The sequence below is a fragment of the Desulfococcus sp. genome (assembly GCF_050178255.1).
GTDB lineage: Bacteria > Desulfobacterota > Desulfobacteria > Desulfobacterales > Desulfococcaceae > Desulfococcus > Desulfococcus multivorans.
On sequence record NZ_JBFXGG010000069.1, the window covers coordinates 1 to 15,820 of the forward strand.

11 protein-coding genes and 1 tRNA gene are annotated in these 15,820 nt (G+C 55.2%); 9 read left to right on the forward strand and 3 right to left on the reverse strand.

Annotation, left to right across the window (positions count from 1 at the left end; genetic code table 11):
• The 3 genes from AB7S84_RS12300 to AB7S84_RS12310 all read left to right on the forward strand — a co-directional run.
• On the forward strand, nt 1-412 hold a 412-nt coding region (locus AB7S84_RS12300), incomplete at its 5' end, for an SPASM domain-containing protein (RefSeq protein WP_428154741.1).
• A 182-nt stretch (nt 413-594) separates the two neighbouring features.
• Nucleotides 595-2,535 (forward strand): AAA family ATPase, encoded by a 1,941-nt coding sequence (locus AB7S84_RS12305; protein ID WP_428154743.1) that lies wholly within the window; start codon nt 595-597, stop codon nt 2,533-2,535.
• Nucleotides 2,532-3,401, forward strand: coding sequence for a general secretion pathway protein GspB (locus tag AB7S84_RS12310; protein WP_428154745.1), 870 nt, complete (start codon nt 2,532-2,534; stop codon nt 3,399-3,401). The genes AB7S84_RS12305 and AB7S84_RS12310 overlap by 4 nt, the downstream gene beginning before the upstream one ends.
• An 85-nt stretch (nt 3,402-3,486) precedes the next feature.
• Here the strand turns inward: AB7S84_RS12310 and htpG are convergent, their stop codons facing one another.
• From htpG to AB7S84_RS12325, 3 genes are all read right to left on the reverse strand, one after another.
• A complete protein-coding gene (gene htpG, locus AB7S84_RS12315; RefSeq protein ID WP_428154747.1) occupies nt 3,487-5,460 on the reverse strand; it encodes a molecular chaperone HtpG in 1,974 nt (657 codons plus the stop codon).
• A gap of 41 nt (nt 5,461-5,501) precedes the next feature.
• Entirely contained in the window at nt 5,502-7,121 is a 1,620-nt protein-coding gene (locus AB7S84_RS12320; RefSeq protein WP_428154749.1) for an aminotransferase class V-fold PLP-dependent enzyme, read from the reverse strand.
• A gap of 673 nt (nt 7,122-7,794) precedes the next feature.
• Nucleotides 7,795-7,870, reverse strand: a tRNA-Thr gene (locus AB7S84_RS12325).
• 26 nt (nt 7,871-7,896) lie between these two features.
• Here AB7S84_RS12325 and mfd point away from each other — a divergent pair.
• The 6 genes from mfd to AB7S84_RS12355 all read left to right on the forward strand — a co-directional run.
• Nucleotides 7,897-11,403 carry a transcription-repair coupling factor gene (gene mfd, locus AB7S84_RS12330; RefSeq protein WP_428154753.1) on the forward strand — a complete coding sequence of 1,169 codons (3,507 nt, stop codon included), beginning with the start codon at nt 7,897-7,899 and terminating at the stop codon, nt 11,401-11,403.
• A gap of 242 nt (nt 11,404-11,645) precedes the next feature.
• Entirely contained in the window at nt 11,646-12,302 is a 657-nt protein-coding gene (locus AB7S84_RS12335; RefSeq protein WP_020878121.1) for a SurA N-terminal domain-containing protein, read from the forward strand.
• A 7-nt stretch (nt 12,303-12,309) separates the two neighbouring features.
• Nucleotides 12,310-13,329: a SurA N-terminal domain-containing protein gene (locus AB7S84_RS12340; RefSeq protein WP_020878122.1), complete on the forward strand. Its 1,020-nt coding sequence runs from the start codon at nt 12,310-12,312 to the stop codon at nt 13,327-13,329.
• A 51-nt stretch (nt 13,330-13,380) separates the two neighbouring features.
• On the forward strand, nt 13,381-14,178 hold the full coding sequence (recO, locus tag AB7S84_RS12345) for a DNA repair protein RecO (RefSeq protein WP_052018588.1): 798 nt from the start codon (nt 13,381-13,383) through the stop codon (nt 14,176-14,178).
• On the forward strand, nt 14,168-15,232 hold the full coding sequence (locus AB7S84_RS12350) for a GHMP kinase (RefSeq protein ID WP_020878124.1): 1,065 nt from the start codon (nt 14,168-14,170) through the stop codon (nt 15,230-15,232). Before recO ends, AB7S84_RS12350 begins: the two co-directional genes overlap by 11 nt.
• 104 nt (nt 15,233-15,336) lie before the next feature.
• The coding region (locus AB7S84_RS12355) for a glycine--tRNA ligase subunit alpha (RefSeq protein ID WP_428154757.1) at nt 15,337-15,820 on the forward strand (484 nt) is incomplete at its 3' end.

Consider the following 15,820-nt stretch of genomic DNA (forward strand, 5'->3'; position numbering starts at 1 on the left):
CCAGCTGAAGGCCACCTGCGCACCCCATTACTACCGTATTCTCCGGCAGCGCGCGAGCGAAGAAGGAAAACAGGTGACCTTTCAGACCCACGGCCTGGACGCCGTAACCCGGGGCTGCCTCGGCGGGACCGGTTTCTGCTTCATCTCCCACACCGGCACCGTTCAACCGTGCGGTTTTCTCGAACTCGACTGCGGCAACGTAAAGCGGACTTCGTTCAAGGAGATCTGGAATCACGCCGAGCCGTTTCTCGCCCTGAGAAACGTTGACAACCTCACGGGAAAATGCGGATGCTGCGAGTACCGTCGGGTCTGCGGCGGATGTCGCGCCAGGGCTTATGAAGCCACCGGCGACTACCTGAGTGAGGAGCCCCTGTGCACCTATCAGCCGGCGTCCAAAAAACAAAAAGATTGATTGTCCCCGGGGGATGCGCCGGAGCGGCGGCCCCCTTTTTATCTGAGATGATTGCCGTCAACGATGCATTCCTCGATCTACCGTCCTGTTGCGCCGCCATCGCCCTTGATGCATGTCGTGCCGCGTTCAGTCCCGACGGTCCGCCCACGGCGAATTCAGAATACAGGCAACGGAGGGGATAGATGTACGAAAAATTTTTCGGGTTCAAGGAGAGGCCCTTTCAACTCGTCCCCAATCCCGCCTATCTCTTTCTGAGCCAAAGCCATGAGGATGTTCTGGCTCATCTGACCTACGCGGTCTCCCAGGGTGACGGTTTTGTTGAGATTACCGGCGAAGTGGGGACGGGTAAAACAACCCTCTGCCGCGCTTTTCTGGGGAGTCTGGAAGAGGGCGCTGAAGTCGCTTATATCTTCAATCCCATGCTTAACGCCGTGCAACTGTTGAAAACGATCAACGAAGAGTTCGGCATCGATTCGGCAGCGGACAGCGCCAAAGATCTGATTGACGGGCTGAACCGTTTCCTCATCGAAAAAAAGCGACAGGCTAAGCCCGTGCTCCTGTTGATTGACGAAGCCCAGAACCTCAACACGGGCGTCCTGGAGCAGCTTCGGCTCCTGTCCAATCTCGAAACCGATACCAGCAAGCTTCTCCAGATCATTCTGGTCGGACAGCCGGAACTCAGAGACGTTCTGGACTCATACGAACTGCGCCAACTGAGACAACGGATTACCCTGAGCTGCCACCTCAAGCCCCTCACCCTGAAGGAGACGGGTGACTATGTCAGGCACCGCGTCCAGATCGCCGCTCAAAAGCCCGGGGTAAAATTCTCCCGGAACGCCCTGAAGGCCATATACCGCTATTCAAGAGGGATACCGCGGCTTGTCAACATTGTCTCCGATCGGGCGCTGCTCACGGCTTACGGTCTCGGCCGACGGCACATCACAGGCCGGATCACCGCGGCCGCCATTCAGGAAATCTCTTCACGCGGCGGTCATGAAACCCGATGGGGATGGAAACGATGGACATGGGTATCGGCCGTTCTCGTCTGTGTCGCTCTTTCGGCGGTAGCCTTTCATCTGAACAAACCTTTCGACATGCCCATCGAACGCCGCCTGTTCACTCTCGAAGACGTCGGAGAAAAAGCGGGGGCGAACCCCGCGACCGCGGTTACAGCGACCCAAAGAGATACCGACGCCGCGCCCAGGGGAAAATCGGCCGGGGAAACCTTCGGGCCGGCCCGGTTGCCGGCGGCGCTGAGGGCAATGCCGTCGTCGGCAGGACCGAATCTTACAATTCCGGAAACGAAGCGCCGCAAGACGCTGGATGCGGATCCCACTGTCAGGCCTGATGCGCCCACGCCGCTCCCGACAGGAGCAGAATCGACGACAGCCTCCGAATCGGCTGTCGTCGAAACGGAACCCTTTCAAAAAACGCCTGCTCAGGACATCGCGGGAATCCTGGCCGCCACGGATCGGACAACCTCCCGTCAGCAGGCGCTCGAGGCTGTTCTGACCCAGTGGGAAGCCGACACCGATCTCCATCCCGCTCTGGAAGAAATCGATGACGCAGAGCTCTTTTTCCGGTTGGCTGCGGCGGAAAAAGGGCTTTCTCTTCACACCCTCGATCCAAACCTCAATGTTGGCCTCATCCGTCGCCTGAATTTACCGGTGATTTTTGAATGTCGTTCTCCTGCCGCGAAAGAAGCGGTATTCCTTTCACTGATTCGGATTGCGGGCGACGACACCATGGAATTTACAAACGGGGCCCACACGGCAAGCGGAAGATGGGATCAACTGAGGATTTACTGGACGAGAACCGCCTATATTCCCTGGAAAAATCTTAAGGGGCTGACCGGGGTCATTCCCTTCGATGCACCGGAGGCGTCGGTAACGACGCTGAAAATGATTCTCAGGGACATCGGATATAAAGATATACTGATCACGCCGGCCTTCGACGAAGCGACCGAAACCGCAGTCAGGGAATTTCAAGCCCGGCATGGCCTGCCCGTTGACGGTATCGTGGGCCCCCTTACGTTGATCGCGCTTTACAACGAAACAGGGGCGGCCGGGATACCTCGCCTCGACACCGTCCATGGTATCAGTGGTAAGGAGGCGATCCATTGAGCGCCATACTGAAAGCGCTTCGGAAGCTCGAGCGGGAAAGCCTGGACGCCCGACAGCAAGAGAACCCTCTCCAGTCACTCCGCGGCCTCGTTCCTCGGAAAATGGCGAGGCGATCCCGCGGTTTGCTGATTCGAAATACCGTTTTCGGGGTTTTTGTCGCCATGTTTTTAGGGGCTGTTTCATGGACCCTCTGGCGTTATCCTGTCCTCGAAATCCGAAGCATTCCAGAAAAGGCAGCTCCTGCCGCAGAAGATTCGAATGCGTCAACCGCTGCACCCTCTTCCATCGACCTGTCGGTTTCTCCACCTCCCCCGCCGGCCTTCAACTCGCCTGATAACGCCGCTCAAAACCATAAGAAAAACCTTAAACCGCCCTCGATGCCGTCGCCTTCGATTTCTCCGTCGACCGCCAAGCCCCCCGTGAGTTCGCAGGTCAAATCGCTTGCTACGCCTGTCTCCAAGCCCTCAAAGGTCCCTGTTGCTTCAGATCGACCGGTTCAATCCGACGCCGTTTCTCCGATGCCGCCCTCGAAACAGATCCAGGAGACGCGCTCGGTCCCGAAAGCTCGAATCGACGCTCCGCCCGTCCATGCAGACCTGCCGGCAAAAAACCGTTTGCCCGTCACGGCGCGCTCCTCCGCCGGAAGCCATGAAGATATCCCCGTGAAATCACAGGATGACGCCGGGCTCGCCATTCAGGCACTCGTCTGGTCGACCGCGCCCGAAAATCGATTGGTGGTCGTCAACGGCAATATTCTGAAGGAAGGCGGTGCCATCAAAGGCGCGACGATCAGCACCATTGGAGAGGACTATATCGTTGTGACGCAAAACGGGGAGAAATGGAAGCTGAGGTTTCAGCTGAAGTAGCCGACCCCGAGCCGCTTCGTATCAAGCGACCCGGGGTCCCGACCCTTTTCGGGGTCTCCGGAAAGCGCGTTCCGGCCGGATCTCTTTATTTGCCGAGTGCCTCATTCATGAGGTTGCCGACCATCTGGTTGAACCGGGACGGATCATCGATTTTTCCTCCCTCGCTGATAATCGCCATGTCAAGGAGCAGCCTGCCGTAATCCGCGAGGATCGGATCGTTCGGATCCTTTTCAAACACGGTGTTGATTTTTTCGATAACCGGATGGGCTGTATTGAGTTCGAGAATCCGCTTGGTGTCCGGGACATGCCCTCCCGAGGCTTTGAGCAGTTTTTCCATGTAAGCACTCATGTCTTGAGCATCCCCCGAAAGGCAAGCCACCGACGCCTTGAGGTGAGATGACGCCCTGACATCCTTGACATGAGACGCGAGATGGGATTTGATTCGCCCGAAAAGGGCATTGAAGACATCCGTCTTCTCGTCATCCCCCTCGCCCAGCTTCAGATCACCCTTTTCCGCGCTCTTGAGCTTCTTGCCGTCATACTCCGTAAGGGATTGAACCACCCATTCGTCCACAGGGTCGGTCATGAGGAGGACCTCGAACTCCTTCGCCTTCAGTGCCTCCAGGTGAGGACTGTTCATCAGCATGGTGAGGTTTTCGCCGGTAATGTAATAAATCTCCTCCTGATCCGGCTTCATGTTAGCCACATAATCTTTTAGACGGACGAATTTATCCTGGGAACGGGTCGTCTTGAATTGAATAAGCTCGGCAAGCCGATCCTTGTTCTCCCAGTCGGAATGGAGGCCCTCCTTCAGTACGGGACCGAACTCCTGGTAAAAAGTGTCATACCGGGTGTCGTCGAGCCCCTTGAGGAGGTCCAGCACCTTTTTGACGAGGTTTTTACGGATATTGCGAACCAACCGATCCTGTTGAAGGATCTCGCGACTCACGTTGAGGTTCAGGTCCGGTGCGTCAACCACGCCCTTGATGAACCGCAAATACTCCGGCACCAGTTCTCTGCAGTCGTCCATGATGAACACCCTCTTGCAGTAGAGCTGTATACCGTGCTTTCGCTCCGGGAAAAACAAATCAAACGGTGCCTTGGCGGGAACATAAAGCAAGGCACTGTACTCGGTCACGCCCTCCAGCTTGACGTGGAGATGCGCCAGCGGATCGTTCCAGTCATGACTCAGATGCTTGTAAAACTCATTGTACTCTTCCGTCGAGACGTCGTTCTTGTTTTTGGCCCAGATAGCTTTCATCGAGTTGAGGGTCTCCTCGACCCGAACCTTTCGGGTGGTCCCGCCGATGGGCTTGCCGTCCTTGTCCTTGATCTGTTCCTGTTCCGGGATCGGCTCATCCCGCTCCACCATCATCGTAATGGGGTAGGCTACGAAATCGGAGTGTTTTCTCACAATGTCCCGAACCACCCATTCCTCCGTGTAGTCGTTGTCGCTCTCCTCTTTTGGCTTCAGTTTCAGAATGACGTCGGTTCCTCTTTCGGGCTTCTCCGCCGCTTCGACCGTGAAAGCCCCGTCCCCGCGGGACGTCCATCTGACCGCCGTATCCGATCCCGCAGCCCGGGTGATCAAGGTTACCTGCTCGGCCACTATGAACGCACTATAAAATCCCACCCCAAACTGACCGATGAGTTCGGGCGCCAGCGCATTCTGTTCCCTGACCTTATCAAGCGCCTCCAGAAAGGCTGCAGTGCCGCTTTTGGCGATGGTGCCGATGTTGTCCATAACCTCTTCGCGCGTCATGCCGATGCCGTTGTCGGACACGGTAAGCGTTCGTGCTTCCGGGTCAACGGCGATCCTGATCTTGAACTCCGTATCGTCGCCAAGAATCTCGGGATCGGTCTGTGACCTGAACCGCAATTTATCGACGGCATCCGATGCATTGGAGATGAGCTCGCGAAGAAAGATATCCTTGTTGGAATAGAGCGAGTTGATGATCAGATTTAATAGCTGCTGGACCTCTGTCTTGAACTGATGTGTTTCCTTGCCGGCTTGCATCATTCCTCCCGTTGATTCATCAAAATTGACTTGCAACTGCATCAAATTTTTTTCTTAAATAATTGGGAGGGGAGAGATGTTTGTCAAGCATCCGACACCGCCAGCCCACGATAAATCTTCTCCTGCTCGTCCAAAATCTCGCGTAGGATGCCCATGTGCGTCATCGGATTCATGATAACGGCCCTCAGTACCACCACTTTTTCATCCAGATGATTCAGGGTTGTCCGGGAGACGAAGCTGTTGCCCGTTTCCCGTTGGATGCGCTGAACGGCAATGTTGAGGTCATTCACCTGCCGGATCAATCGGGCTCGCTCCGTCGCCCCGGCATCCGTCCATCGCTGTCGAATTGCTTCGGGACAGATCCGGTAGGTCAGGATATTGAGCTCGGGCGGGGTGACCAACTCGAAGAGGGGGCGTCGATCAATCTCATCGGCAAAGGCGCGTGCGGTCTCGATTCCGTGTTCGATAAGCAGGGCATAGCCGCGGGTCCCCATGATTTCAAGAGCACTTCCCAGAACCAGCGAGGCGGCGGGTCGACTCCCTTCTAGGGATCGAATGCCCAAATCCACCGAACCGGGTCGATTGATATAGGCGGCGTGATAGGCGATCAAATCCATGATTCCCGGGTCCCGGAAAAAAACCATGCCGCAACCCATGGGCATGTAGAACTGCTTATGGCCGTCAATGGTAACGGAATCAGCACGGTCGATCCCTTTGAGCAGTCCCCTGTATTTGTCGGAAAGGAGGGTCGGACCGCCCCAGGCTGCGTCGACATGAAAGTGAAGCGTCTCCCGGGCACAGACGTCGGCAATGGCATCGAGAGGGTCGACCGTTCCGGTTTCGGTAGCACCGGCGATCGCCACGACGGCAAGAATCTGCGTCCGGGGGTTTTCGGCCTTCAGATTACGGATCACCGTCTCCAGGGATTCGGGATCCATCCGGTTGCGCCTTCCCGACGCTACGCGAATGACGTTCTCGTTGCCGATACCCAGAACCCCGCCGGCTTTCCGAAGAGAATAGTGGGCAAGCCCCGAGACCAGAATCACGCTTCGGTCGACGCCGTAAACCTTCTGGGCTGCGGCAATCCCCTCGGCTTCGATGCCCCTGAACCCTTCTTTCGGTTTAAAACAACGGTTCCGCGCCACCCACATGGCGGTCAGATTGGCCAGGGTCCCATCGTGGAGAAATCCGCCGAAGGTGCTTTCGGGAGATTGAATATGGGCCTCATAGAAAGCCCCGCTGTTGGCATAAATCAGCCGATGCAGCTTGGCCAGAACCTGACGTTCGATGATGGAGACGACTTTGGATGTCTCGATCTTGACGACATTCTGGTTGAGCGCCGCCGTAATGGTATGAAGGTGAACCATGAAGAACGGAATGGCTGATGTCATGTGACCGATAAAATAGGGGGAGGCCACATTGACCGCATGGGGGGCGATATTCTCGATAATCCCTTTGATGACGTCGGCCAGCTTCTTCTGGGGATGGCCGGAGATCCGGCTTTCCTTGAACCTTTCGGAAAGTTCTTCCAGACTCGCCTCCCGGGTAATGCCGACATGCTTCCTGAGAAATTCATGGAGACCGAAGAGGATCTGCTCCATGTATTTAACCAAGGCCCTGCGGGAGGCTTCGTCTTCCGGACGTATGAAAATCCGCTGCAGCGTTTCCCAGTTCGCCACCAATTCCGTCGTTTTTTGAACCAATGCAAAGATCCTTCCTCTATGTTGCGGCGGTGCCACCCAGGACCGCAAAGATTTGACCTGTCGGATGCCCGCCCGGGAGAACGCACATATCCGCTGGAGGCCTGAACGCCGTCCGTTGGATCACATTTCAATACCCTCCTCAACTTTCGACTTTCATGATGGTAACCGGATACAGGTGCCGGGAGGATACGGTCCGCGCCCCTTCAGCGGTGAGTTTTAGTGCCGCTTGAGCGCCGCGGCGGATCAGCGGCCCGGACTGTTTGAGCGCAAGCGAGTTTCCGGGCCGCCCGGAGCAAGCTTTAGCGGCACTTGAACGAAACCGCGTGGGGCGTGGGCCGTATCCTCCCGGTGCCGGCCTATGAAAATCGAAAGTTGAGTATCCTCTTTGCTCACGCCAACATTTTTAATTTTCCGTTATCTTTTCTTCAAATGCAACAGTTTCTTCGAACCCATCATCCTGATTCCGGATTCATCATACCCATCGATCGTATGGACACCCATACCGCATTTCGGGAGATTACCTGAAGAGGGATATGTCTGCCTTTGACTCCCATTTGTTTTATGGTATAGATTCTGGGAAAGAGATGGGCGGCACAGTGGGATGGGCGCAGAGAAAAGAACAAAAAAAGCCGTTTTGAGCGATATATTCTCGAAACGGCTTTGAATATTTTATTGGAGCCGACGAGCGGATTTGAACCGCTGGCCTGCTGATTACGAATCAGCTGCTCTACCAGCTGAGCTACGTCGGCATAGGAAGCTCTCTATTAATATGCTTATGAAACAAAATCAAGAAAAAATTTCCATCGATACCATCATCTCACGCATCGGCAAAAACACCGCCGCCGAATGCGCCGGACTTCCCGCCCCCTGCAAGGCCTATCTGATCGCCCGCATCTTCCGGGAAAAACCGGTCCCCATCACGGTCGTTCTGCCTTCGGCCAGGGATGCGGAGCGGTTCATCGAGGATTTTTCGTTTTTCTTCGGAGACACCGACCAGAATCTGCTCTATTTCGCACCCTACAACCTGTCGCCCTTCAAATTTGTTGCTTACCACAACAGCACCACGGCGGAACGCCTTCGAACCCTTTATCGACAGACCGTCGATCGGCTCCCCCACATCATGGTAACGACCATCGACGCCTTGCAACGAAGGCTGATCCCAAAATCTGCACTCACCGATTTCGCCGAGCTGATCATGGTTGGGGAGGAATTGGATCGGGATCAGCTACCGGCCAAATTGATCGCCGGGGGATACACGCAAACAGCAGTAGTGGAGGAACCGGGAGATTTTTGTGTGAGGGGCGGCATCATCGACATCTTTTCGCCGACATATTCAGAGCCGGTCCGCATCGAAATGTTCGGCGACCTCGTTGAATCTCTCCGTTTTTTCTCATCCACAAACCAACGCACACGCCATGCGGTCGAGGAGGTCGTCATCCTTCCGGCAAAGGAAGCCATCCTGAAACCGGATAACATCAACGATATCATCGCCGGAATCCGGAAGCAGGCAAACCGGCTGAACATCCCTGCCGGTCGCACCCGGGAGCTTATCGACAACATCAAAACGAAGGGGCATTTCCCGGGAATCGAAGGACTTTTGCCCCTCGTCTACCCCCGGCTGGACACCCTTTTCGAATACATCCCCCCCGACACGCTCTTTGTCCTGGCCGAGCCCGCGGAGCTCAGAACCGCGGCAGAGGAGGCTCTTACCCAGGCCGCGGAAAGCTTCGCCGCGGCGAATGCCGACAACAGGATATGCGTGGCGCCCCGGGAACTCTATCTCGAATGGGCGGACATCCGGGAGCGTCTCGCCGGCAGGCGTCGTCTGGATTTGAGACTTCTGCCGCTCACCGCCTCTTCCGGTTCCGACATGGCGGCTCGATACCATTTTTCCATATCGGACACGACGTTCTTCAGGGAAAAGCTCGTTCGCACCAGGGAAAGCGAACAGCCCTTTTCTCCCTTGCCGGACTGGATCGGTGAACAGCGGAAAAATGATCTGACAACGGTTTTCGTCTGCGACAACAAAGCCCGCGCCTCACGGCTGACCGCCCTTCTCGCCCCTTACGGCATCGCGCCCACCTCGCTGGAGGCGTTCCCGGAAACACGAAAAGTCAAGGGCGGGGTCTACCTTCTCAAGGGCCGGCTTTCGTCCGGATTCACATGGCCTTCGGAGGCTTTTTCGGTCGTTGCGGAAAAGGATATTTTCGGCCCCTCCGCCCCCAGGAGAAAGACGCCTCCCCGAAAGGTCCGGACAGAGCTGCTCTCCCTGGAGGAACTGAAAACCGGTGATCTCGTCGTCCATTCGGAGCACGGCATCGGCCGATATCAAGGGCTTAAAAAGCTGACCCTCAACCGGATGGCCAACGATTTTCTCGAGATCCTCTACAAGGATGACGACAAGCTTTATCTGCCGGTGGACCGCATGAACGCGATCCAGAAATATATGGGCATCGACGGTATCGAACCCATTCTGGACAAAATGGGTGGAAACTCATGGAACGCGGTCAAAAGCAACGTCAAGAAATCGGTCGAGAAGATCGCGGGAGATCTGCTGAACATCTATGCGGAACGTTCAGTAAACAAAGGATTCGCGTTCAACCTGGCCACCGTTGATCTCGCGGAATTTGAAGCCGGATTTCCTTTTGACGAAACCCCTGACCAGACCAGAGCCATTGAGGATGTGCTCGATGATATGCGGAGAGAAACCGCCATGGACCGCCTCATCTGCGGGGATGTGGGATACGGCAAGACCGAGGTCGCTCTTCGGGCCGCTTACGTGGCCGTTTTCAACCAGAAACAGGTGGCGATACTGGTGCCCACAACAGTGTTGGCGGAACAGCATTTCGAAACCTTTTCCCAACGGTTTCAGAACTACCCCATCAACATCGCATGCCTGAGCCGGTTTCGCTCGATGAAGGAACAGCGAACGATCGTCGAAGGCGTTGCCGCCGGCAGCGTGGATATCGTGATCGGAACCCATCGACTGCTTCAGAAAGACATTGCCTTCAGAGACCTGGGGTTGATCATTCTCGATGAGGAACAGCGTTTCGGGGTCAAGCACAAGGAACGGCTGAAATCCTTTCGAAGCACCGTGGACGTGTTGGCATTGACCGCCACCCCTATTCCGAGAACACTGCACATGTCATTGACGGGAATCCGCGACATCTCCGTCATCTCGACCCCACCGGAGCAGCGCCGGCCCATCATCACCTACATCTCGGAACTCGAGGACGGCATTATCCGGGACGCCGTCCGGAAGGAACTGAAGCGGAAGGGACAAATCTTCTTTGTTCACAACAACATCCAAACCATTGACCGGATGGCGGATCGGCTCAGAAAAATCGTTCCCGAAGCCCGCCTGGACATCGCCCACGGCAGAATGGGTGAAGATCTTCTCGAAAAAGTCATGCTGCGCTTTCTCTACCAGGAAATCGATATGCTGATCTGCACGACCATCATTGAATCCGGTCTCGACGTCCCGGCGGCCAACACCATCCTGGTCAACCACGCCGATCGTTTGGGCCTTGCCCAGATTTATCAGCTCAGAGGACGTGTCGGACGGGGCGAGGAGCAGGCCTTCGCGTATCTCTTCATTCCGGAAGAGAGCAGCCTCAGCAAAGACGCACAGAAGCGCCTGAAGGTATTGATGGAGCACAGTGATCTGGGATCGGGGTTCCAGATCGCCATGAGCGATTTGAAAATCCGAGGCGGCGGCACCATTTTAGGCGCCTCCCAGTCGGGTCATATCGCCGCCGTCGGGTACGACATGTTTCTGAAGCTGATGGAGGATGCCGTCGCCGAGTTGAAAGGAGAGCCGATATCGACGCCCCTGGAGCCGGAAATCAACATTCCCATGTCCTTTTTCATTTCCGAGGGTTATATCCCGGATATTGATCAGCGCTTGAACACCTATCGGCGCCTGTCAAAGATGAGCACCCTGAAGGAGATCTCCGATTTTCGGACGGAGTTGATCGATCGTTTCGGCTCCATGCCCGATGAAACCGGAAACCTTCTTCTCAAGATGATGCTGAAAATCCTTGCGACAAAAGCCGGCGTCAAGCGCCTCGATTTTCTGGAAAACGCGCTGTCAATCCACTTTTCCGAAGCGCACCAGAAAAATCCCTTCGGTATAGTAGACCTGATCACCGAACGGTCCGACCGATTCACCTTTACGCCTGACCAGATCCTGAAAGTGAAGCTTTCCGGCCATTCCATCGGCAGCCGGCTGACCCAAACAAAAAATATCTTGAAAGAAATTACCCGGCGTGTTAACGGCTGAACGATTCGACCCTCCGGCGAACCGCGAACAACCGCTGGTGTTCAGGTCACAATGCCGGATGCCGTCTGAGCCTTCATGCCTGAAGACGGGAGAAGGACATCGCCCGCCATCCTTTTCCGGATACCGCAGGAAGCACACCCGGCCCCTCCGCAATGGAAACGTCAACACGAGGACGCCGTCGAATTCCGGTTCCACAATGTTTTTTTGATTGTAACCCCAAGTACAAGAAACACAAGTGAGGCATGGCTCCGAAATCCCGCCTAAAAGCGAATCCCCTTCTTTTTCTCATATTCATCATCGCTCTTGAATGTTCGTGCGTTGGATGCTCCCCGGAAAATCCAACCGAAACGTCGGCGTATCTCATTCGAATCGGCGGGACCGTCCTGACCGAAGCAGATTTCGATCAGTCCTTCGATTTTCAGAAAATCGCCTACGGCGATGCTATCGCAGATCCCGTGTTGTGGAAGCAGGTCAGACAGGATATTTTCAAGGAACTCATGATTCGGGCCGTCATGCTGGAGAGAGCGCGGGAGACGGGAATCCGTATATCGCCCCAGGAGACGGAGGCCGCCGTTCAGGCTATTCAACAAGCCTATCCGCCGGGGGAATTCGAAAAGACCCTTCTGGAATCCGCCGTTTCCTTCCGGAGTTGGCGTAACGAGCTGAAAACACGGCTGCTCATCGACAAACTGCTCCAAAAGGATATCGCTATCCCGGAAATCGTTGCTCCCGGAGTCGCCGATGTTGACAGAAAGACGGAAGAACGATTACAAAGAGACGGTGTGGAAGCCGCCTATCCTTCCTGGATCAGGAAGCTTCGGCGGAAATATCCTGTCGACGTCAATGACGCGGCAGTGCACCATATCCTTAACCGGCAACCGACAATTTCATCCAAGTGAGACACAAATGTTCAAAGAAAAAATCATTCCCTGCAAACGGTTTATCGGGTGTGGGGTATACCTTGCCGTCTTCGTTGGGCTTTATCTGCTGATCGTCGGCACATCGGACGCCCGGGCGGAATCCAAGATCATCGACCGCATCGCCGCGGTGGTTAATGATGATGTGATTTCCCTGTATGAACTGAACCGGGAAATGATCCCTTATCTGGAGCGTATGCACGCTCTTGGGTACACCGGGGATCAGGAAATCGCGGCACAATACAAACTGAGGGAGGATGTTCTCAACCAGTTGATCGACAAGAAGCTTACCGACCAGGAGATCAAACGGCTCAATATCACGGTGAGCGAAAAAGAGATCGACAACGCCGTCGAACGGATCAAGGAACGGGGGTTCAGAACCGAAGAAGACCTGATCGAGGCCCTCAAACAGCAGGGGATGACCCTCCCCGAATACCGGACGCGTGTAAAAGAGCAGATCCTCAGGACCAAGTTGGTCAATCTGGAAGTCAAATCCAAAATCGTGATCACCAAAGACGACATCGCCGATTATTTCGAAACCCATGCCGATGAGTATCGTTTCGAAAAAAAATATCACCTCAGAAACATTATCCTGACGGTCTCTCCACTGGCCGATGAGGCCGAAAAAGCGGCTGTAAGAGAAAAAATGGCGTCCATCCGAGAGGAATTTCTTGCGGGAAAATCCTTTGCCGACCTGGCCGGACGACATTCGGAATCGCCCATGGCCGAAAAGGGGGGATATCTCGGAGAGTTTGAATTCAGAGAAATCAACGAGACGCTTCAGTCCATTCTCGCCGACAAGGACGCCGGCGATATCACCGATATTCTGGAAACACCCCAGGGATATCAGCTGTTTTATATCGAAAACATCACCAACTCCCCGGGGAGATCCCTTGAAGAAGCTGCACCGGAGATCGAAGAAAAGCTTTACAACGAAGTCGTCAACAAGGAATTTCAATCCTGGCTTTCAGATTTGAGGGAAAAATCCCTGATCAAGATTATCCGTTAAACCGGGGCGACAGCATTCGGCTATTTTTCCTGTTTTTTCAAAAAGTTGAAAATGGAGAATTTTTCCACATCGGCAATCATGCTCCGGAGAATCCCTTACGGCGATCATGACTTGATCCTGACGTTGTTCACGCCGGACCACGGCAAGATCTCCGTATTCGCCAAATCCGCCCGAAAAGACGCCCGACGCTTTTCGGGTACGCTTGAGCCCCTCAGCGTGCTCAAGGTCGTGTTGAAAACCAGATCCGGCAACCTTTCGTTGCTCTCCGAGGCTGTCCTGGTGGATCCTCTGGCAACAATCCGCACCGATCTTCGTAAGACGGCCTATGCCAGCTATTGGAGCGAAATAGCCGGCATCGTCCCGGAGGAAGGCGCCGTCCAGAAACCCAACGGCTATCCGCTTCTCCACCAGGCTCTAACCGCGCTCGACCGGGACATGATGGACAAAGCGGTTCTCCATGTGCTTTTCCAGCTGAAATTCACCAGGCTCTCCGGGTTTTTCCCGGAATTGACCCATTGTCAGACCTGCAGGACACACCTCGATGACGTCTCTCCCCGTGGGCTTGCCGTCGACATCTTATCCGGCGGCTTGATCTGCGGGGATTGCGTCTCACGAACCCTCGGGCCGTACCGGCTTTCAAAGGGGGCGGTCAAGATTTTGCTCTGGTTGGAAACGGCGGATATCCTCAAAGCGTCACGGATCCGGTTCACCCGGGATTTACTGGAAGAATGCGCTTGTTTTCTCGAGGCGTTCCTCCCCCATCATCTTGGGCATGCCCCCCGGAGTCTGGTGTTTCTCAAACATATTCGGAATAGAAAAAAGGAAGGATGCAGTTATCATGTCGGTTAATCTGAAGCGTTATTTGGAATCGGAATCGGTGAAGACCTCCGCGCCCTGTCGAATCGACATGGGTGGCACCTTGGATATCAGCACCTTCTATTATCCGCTTCGTCACCTCAACCCGTCGACGTTCAACATCGCGATAGACCTGAGAACGCACGTCCGACTGCTGCCCTATGATGCACCCGTGGTCAAGGTCTCGTCAACAGGCTTTGCCGATGCCGAGTACCCCGTCGACAGCGCTCCTTTTGACCATCCCATGGGTCTGATATTCGCCATCGCAGCCTATTTCCAAGCCGAAGGCGTCCACATCCGGATAGACTCGACCTCTCCTCCACGAAGCGGACTGGGCGGTTCGTCCGTCGCCGCCGTCGCCCTTATTGCGGCATTTTCGAACGTTCTCACCCGCATCGGCGTTTCCCGGCAACTCTACCGCCGTGAGATCGCAATTCTGGCCCATGCCCTGGAGGAAAGCGTCGCCGGCGTTCCCTGCGGCCTCCAGGACCAATTGGCCGCGGCCTACGGCGGGATCAACGCCTGGCGGTGGCATGGGCGTGTCAAGGAGGCTGTGTTCGAAAAGGACGCCATCTTCAGGAAGAGCGCCCTCCAGGATTTTGAAAACCATCTCCTGCTTGCCTACTGCGGGATTCCTCACGAGTCGAAGAACATCAATCAGAGTTGGGTAAAGGCATTCATATCCGGAAACAACCGAGACCGGTGGGCGGAAATCATCCATTGCACGCAAAAATTCACCGATGCGCTCAAACGGCAGGACATTCAGGATGCCGTCGAAGCCATGAACCGTGAAACCCTGATCAGAAAAGAGATGACCCCCGAGGTTATGGACGTTACTGCGGACAGACTTGCCGACGCCGCCCGGGAGGAAGGCTGCGGCGCCCGATTTACCGGCGCGGGCGGCGGGGGATGCATGTGGGCGTTGGGGCAAACGGCACATATTGACAGGCTTAGGGATGTGTGGGAAAAGATCCTGACCGAACGGCAGGACGCTCGTCTCCTGGATGTGAAAATCGATTCGGACGGCCTCCTGTACAGCTGTCGATAGCAAAACCCATCCCGACGTTGCACCGTTTTCAGTGCCGGGTGATCCAAGATTCCGGACCGAAGGCGAGCGGCTGATATCAAACGACCATTCAATGAGGTAACATAATGAATTTTCAGGATATTATTCAATCACTCAATACCTATTGGGGGCAAAAGGGATGCGTCGTGACCCAGCCCTACGATCTGGAGGTAGGTGCCGGGACCTTTCACCACAATACCCTTCTGAAGTCACTCGGGCCGGAGCCGTGGAACGTTGCCTACGTTCAGCCGTCACGGCGTCCGACGGACGGAAGATATGGTGAAAATCCCAATCGGCTGCAGCATTACTACCAGTATCAGGTCATATTGAAACCCTCTCCGGATGACATTCAGGCGCTCTACCTGGAAAGTCTGAAGCGCTTGGGTATCGACTACCTGGAGCACGATATCCGGTTCGTGGAAGATGACTGGGAATCCCCTACCTTGGGTGCGTCCGGCCTGGGATGGGAGGTCTGGCTGGACGGTATGGAAATCACTCAGTTCACTTATTTTCAGCTTTGCGGCAGCATCGAGCTTCATCCCATTCCGGTGGAACTGACGTATGGTCTCG

Coding starts and splice junctions, on each gene's coding strand:
- AB7S84_RS12335 (WP_020878121.1), top strand. CDS start 11,646: ATGGCTCCGAAATCCCGCCTAAAAGCGAATCCCCTTCTTTTTCTCATA.
- AB7S84_RS12340 (WP_020878122.1), top strand. CDS start 12,310: ATGTTCAAAGAAAAAATCATTCCCTGCAAACGGTTTATCGGGTGTGGG.
- htpG (WP_428154747.1), bottom strand. CDS start 5,460: ATGCAGTTGCAAGTCAATTTTGATGAATCAACGGGAGGAATGATGCAA.
- mfd (WP_428154753.1), top strand. CDS start 7,897: ATGAAACAAAATCAAGAAAAAATTTCCATCGATACCATCATCTCACGC.
- AB7S84_RS12350 (WP_020878124.1), top strand. CDS start 14,168: ATGTCGGTTAATCTGAAGCGTTATTTGGAATCGGAATCGGTGAAGACC.
- recO (WP_052018588.1), top strand. CDS start 13,381: ATGGAGAATTTTTCCACATCGGCAATCATGCTCCGGAGAATCCCTTAC.
- AB7S84_RS12305 (WP_428154743.1), top strand. CDS start 595: ATGTACGAAAAATTTTTCGGGTTCAAGGAGAGGCCCTTTCAACTCGTC.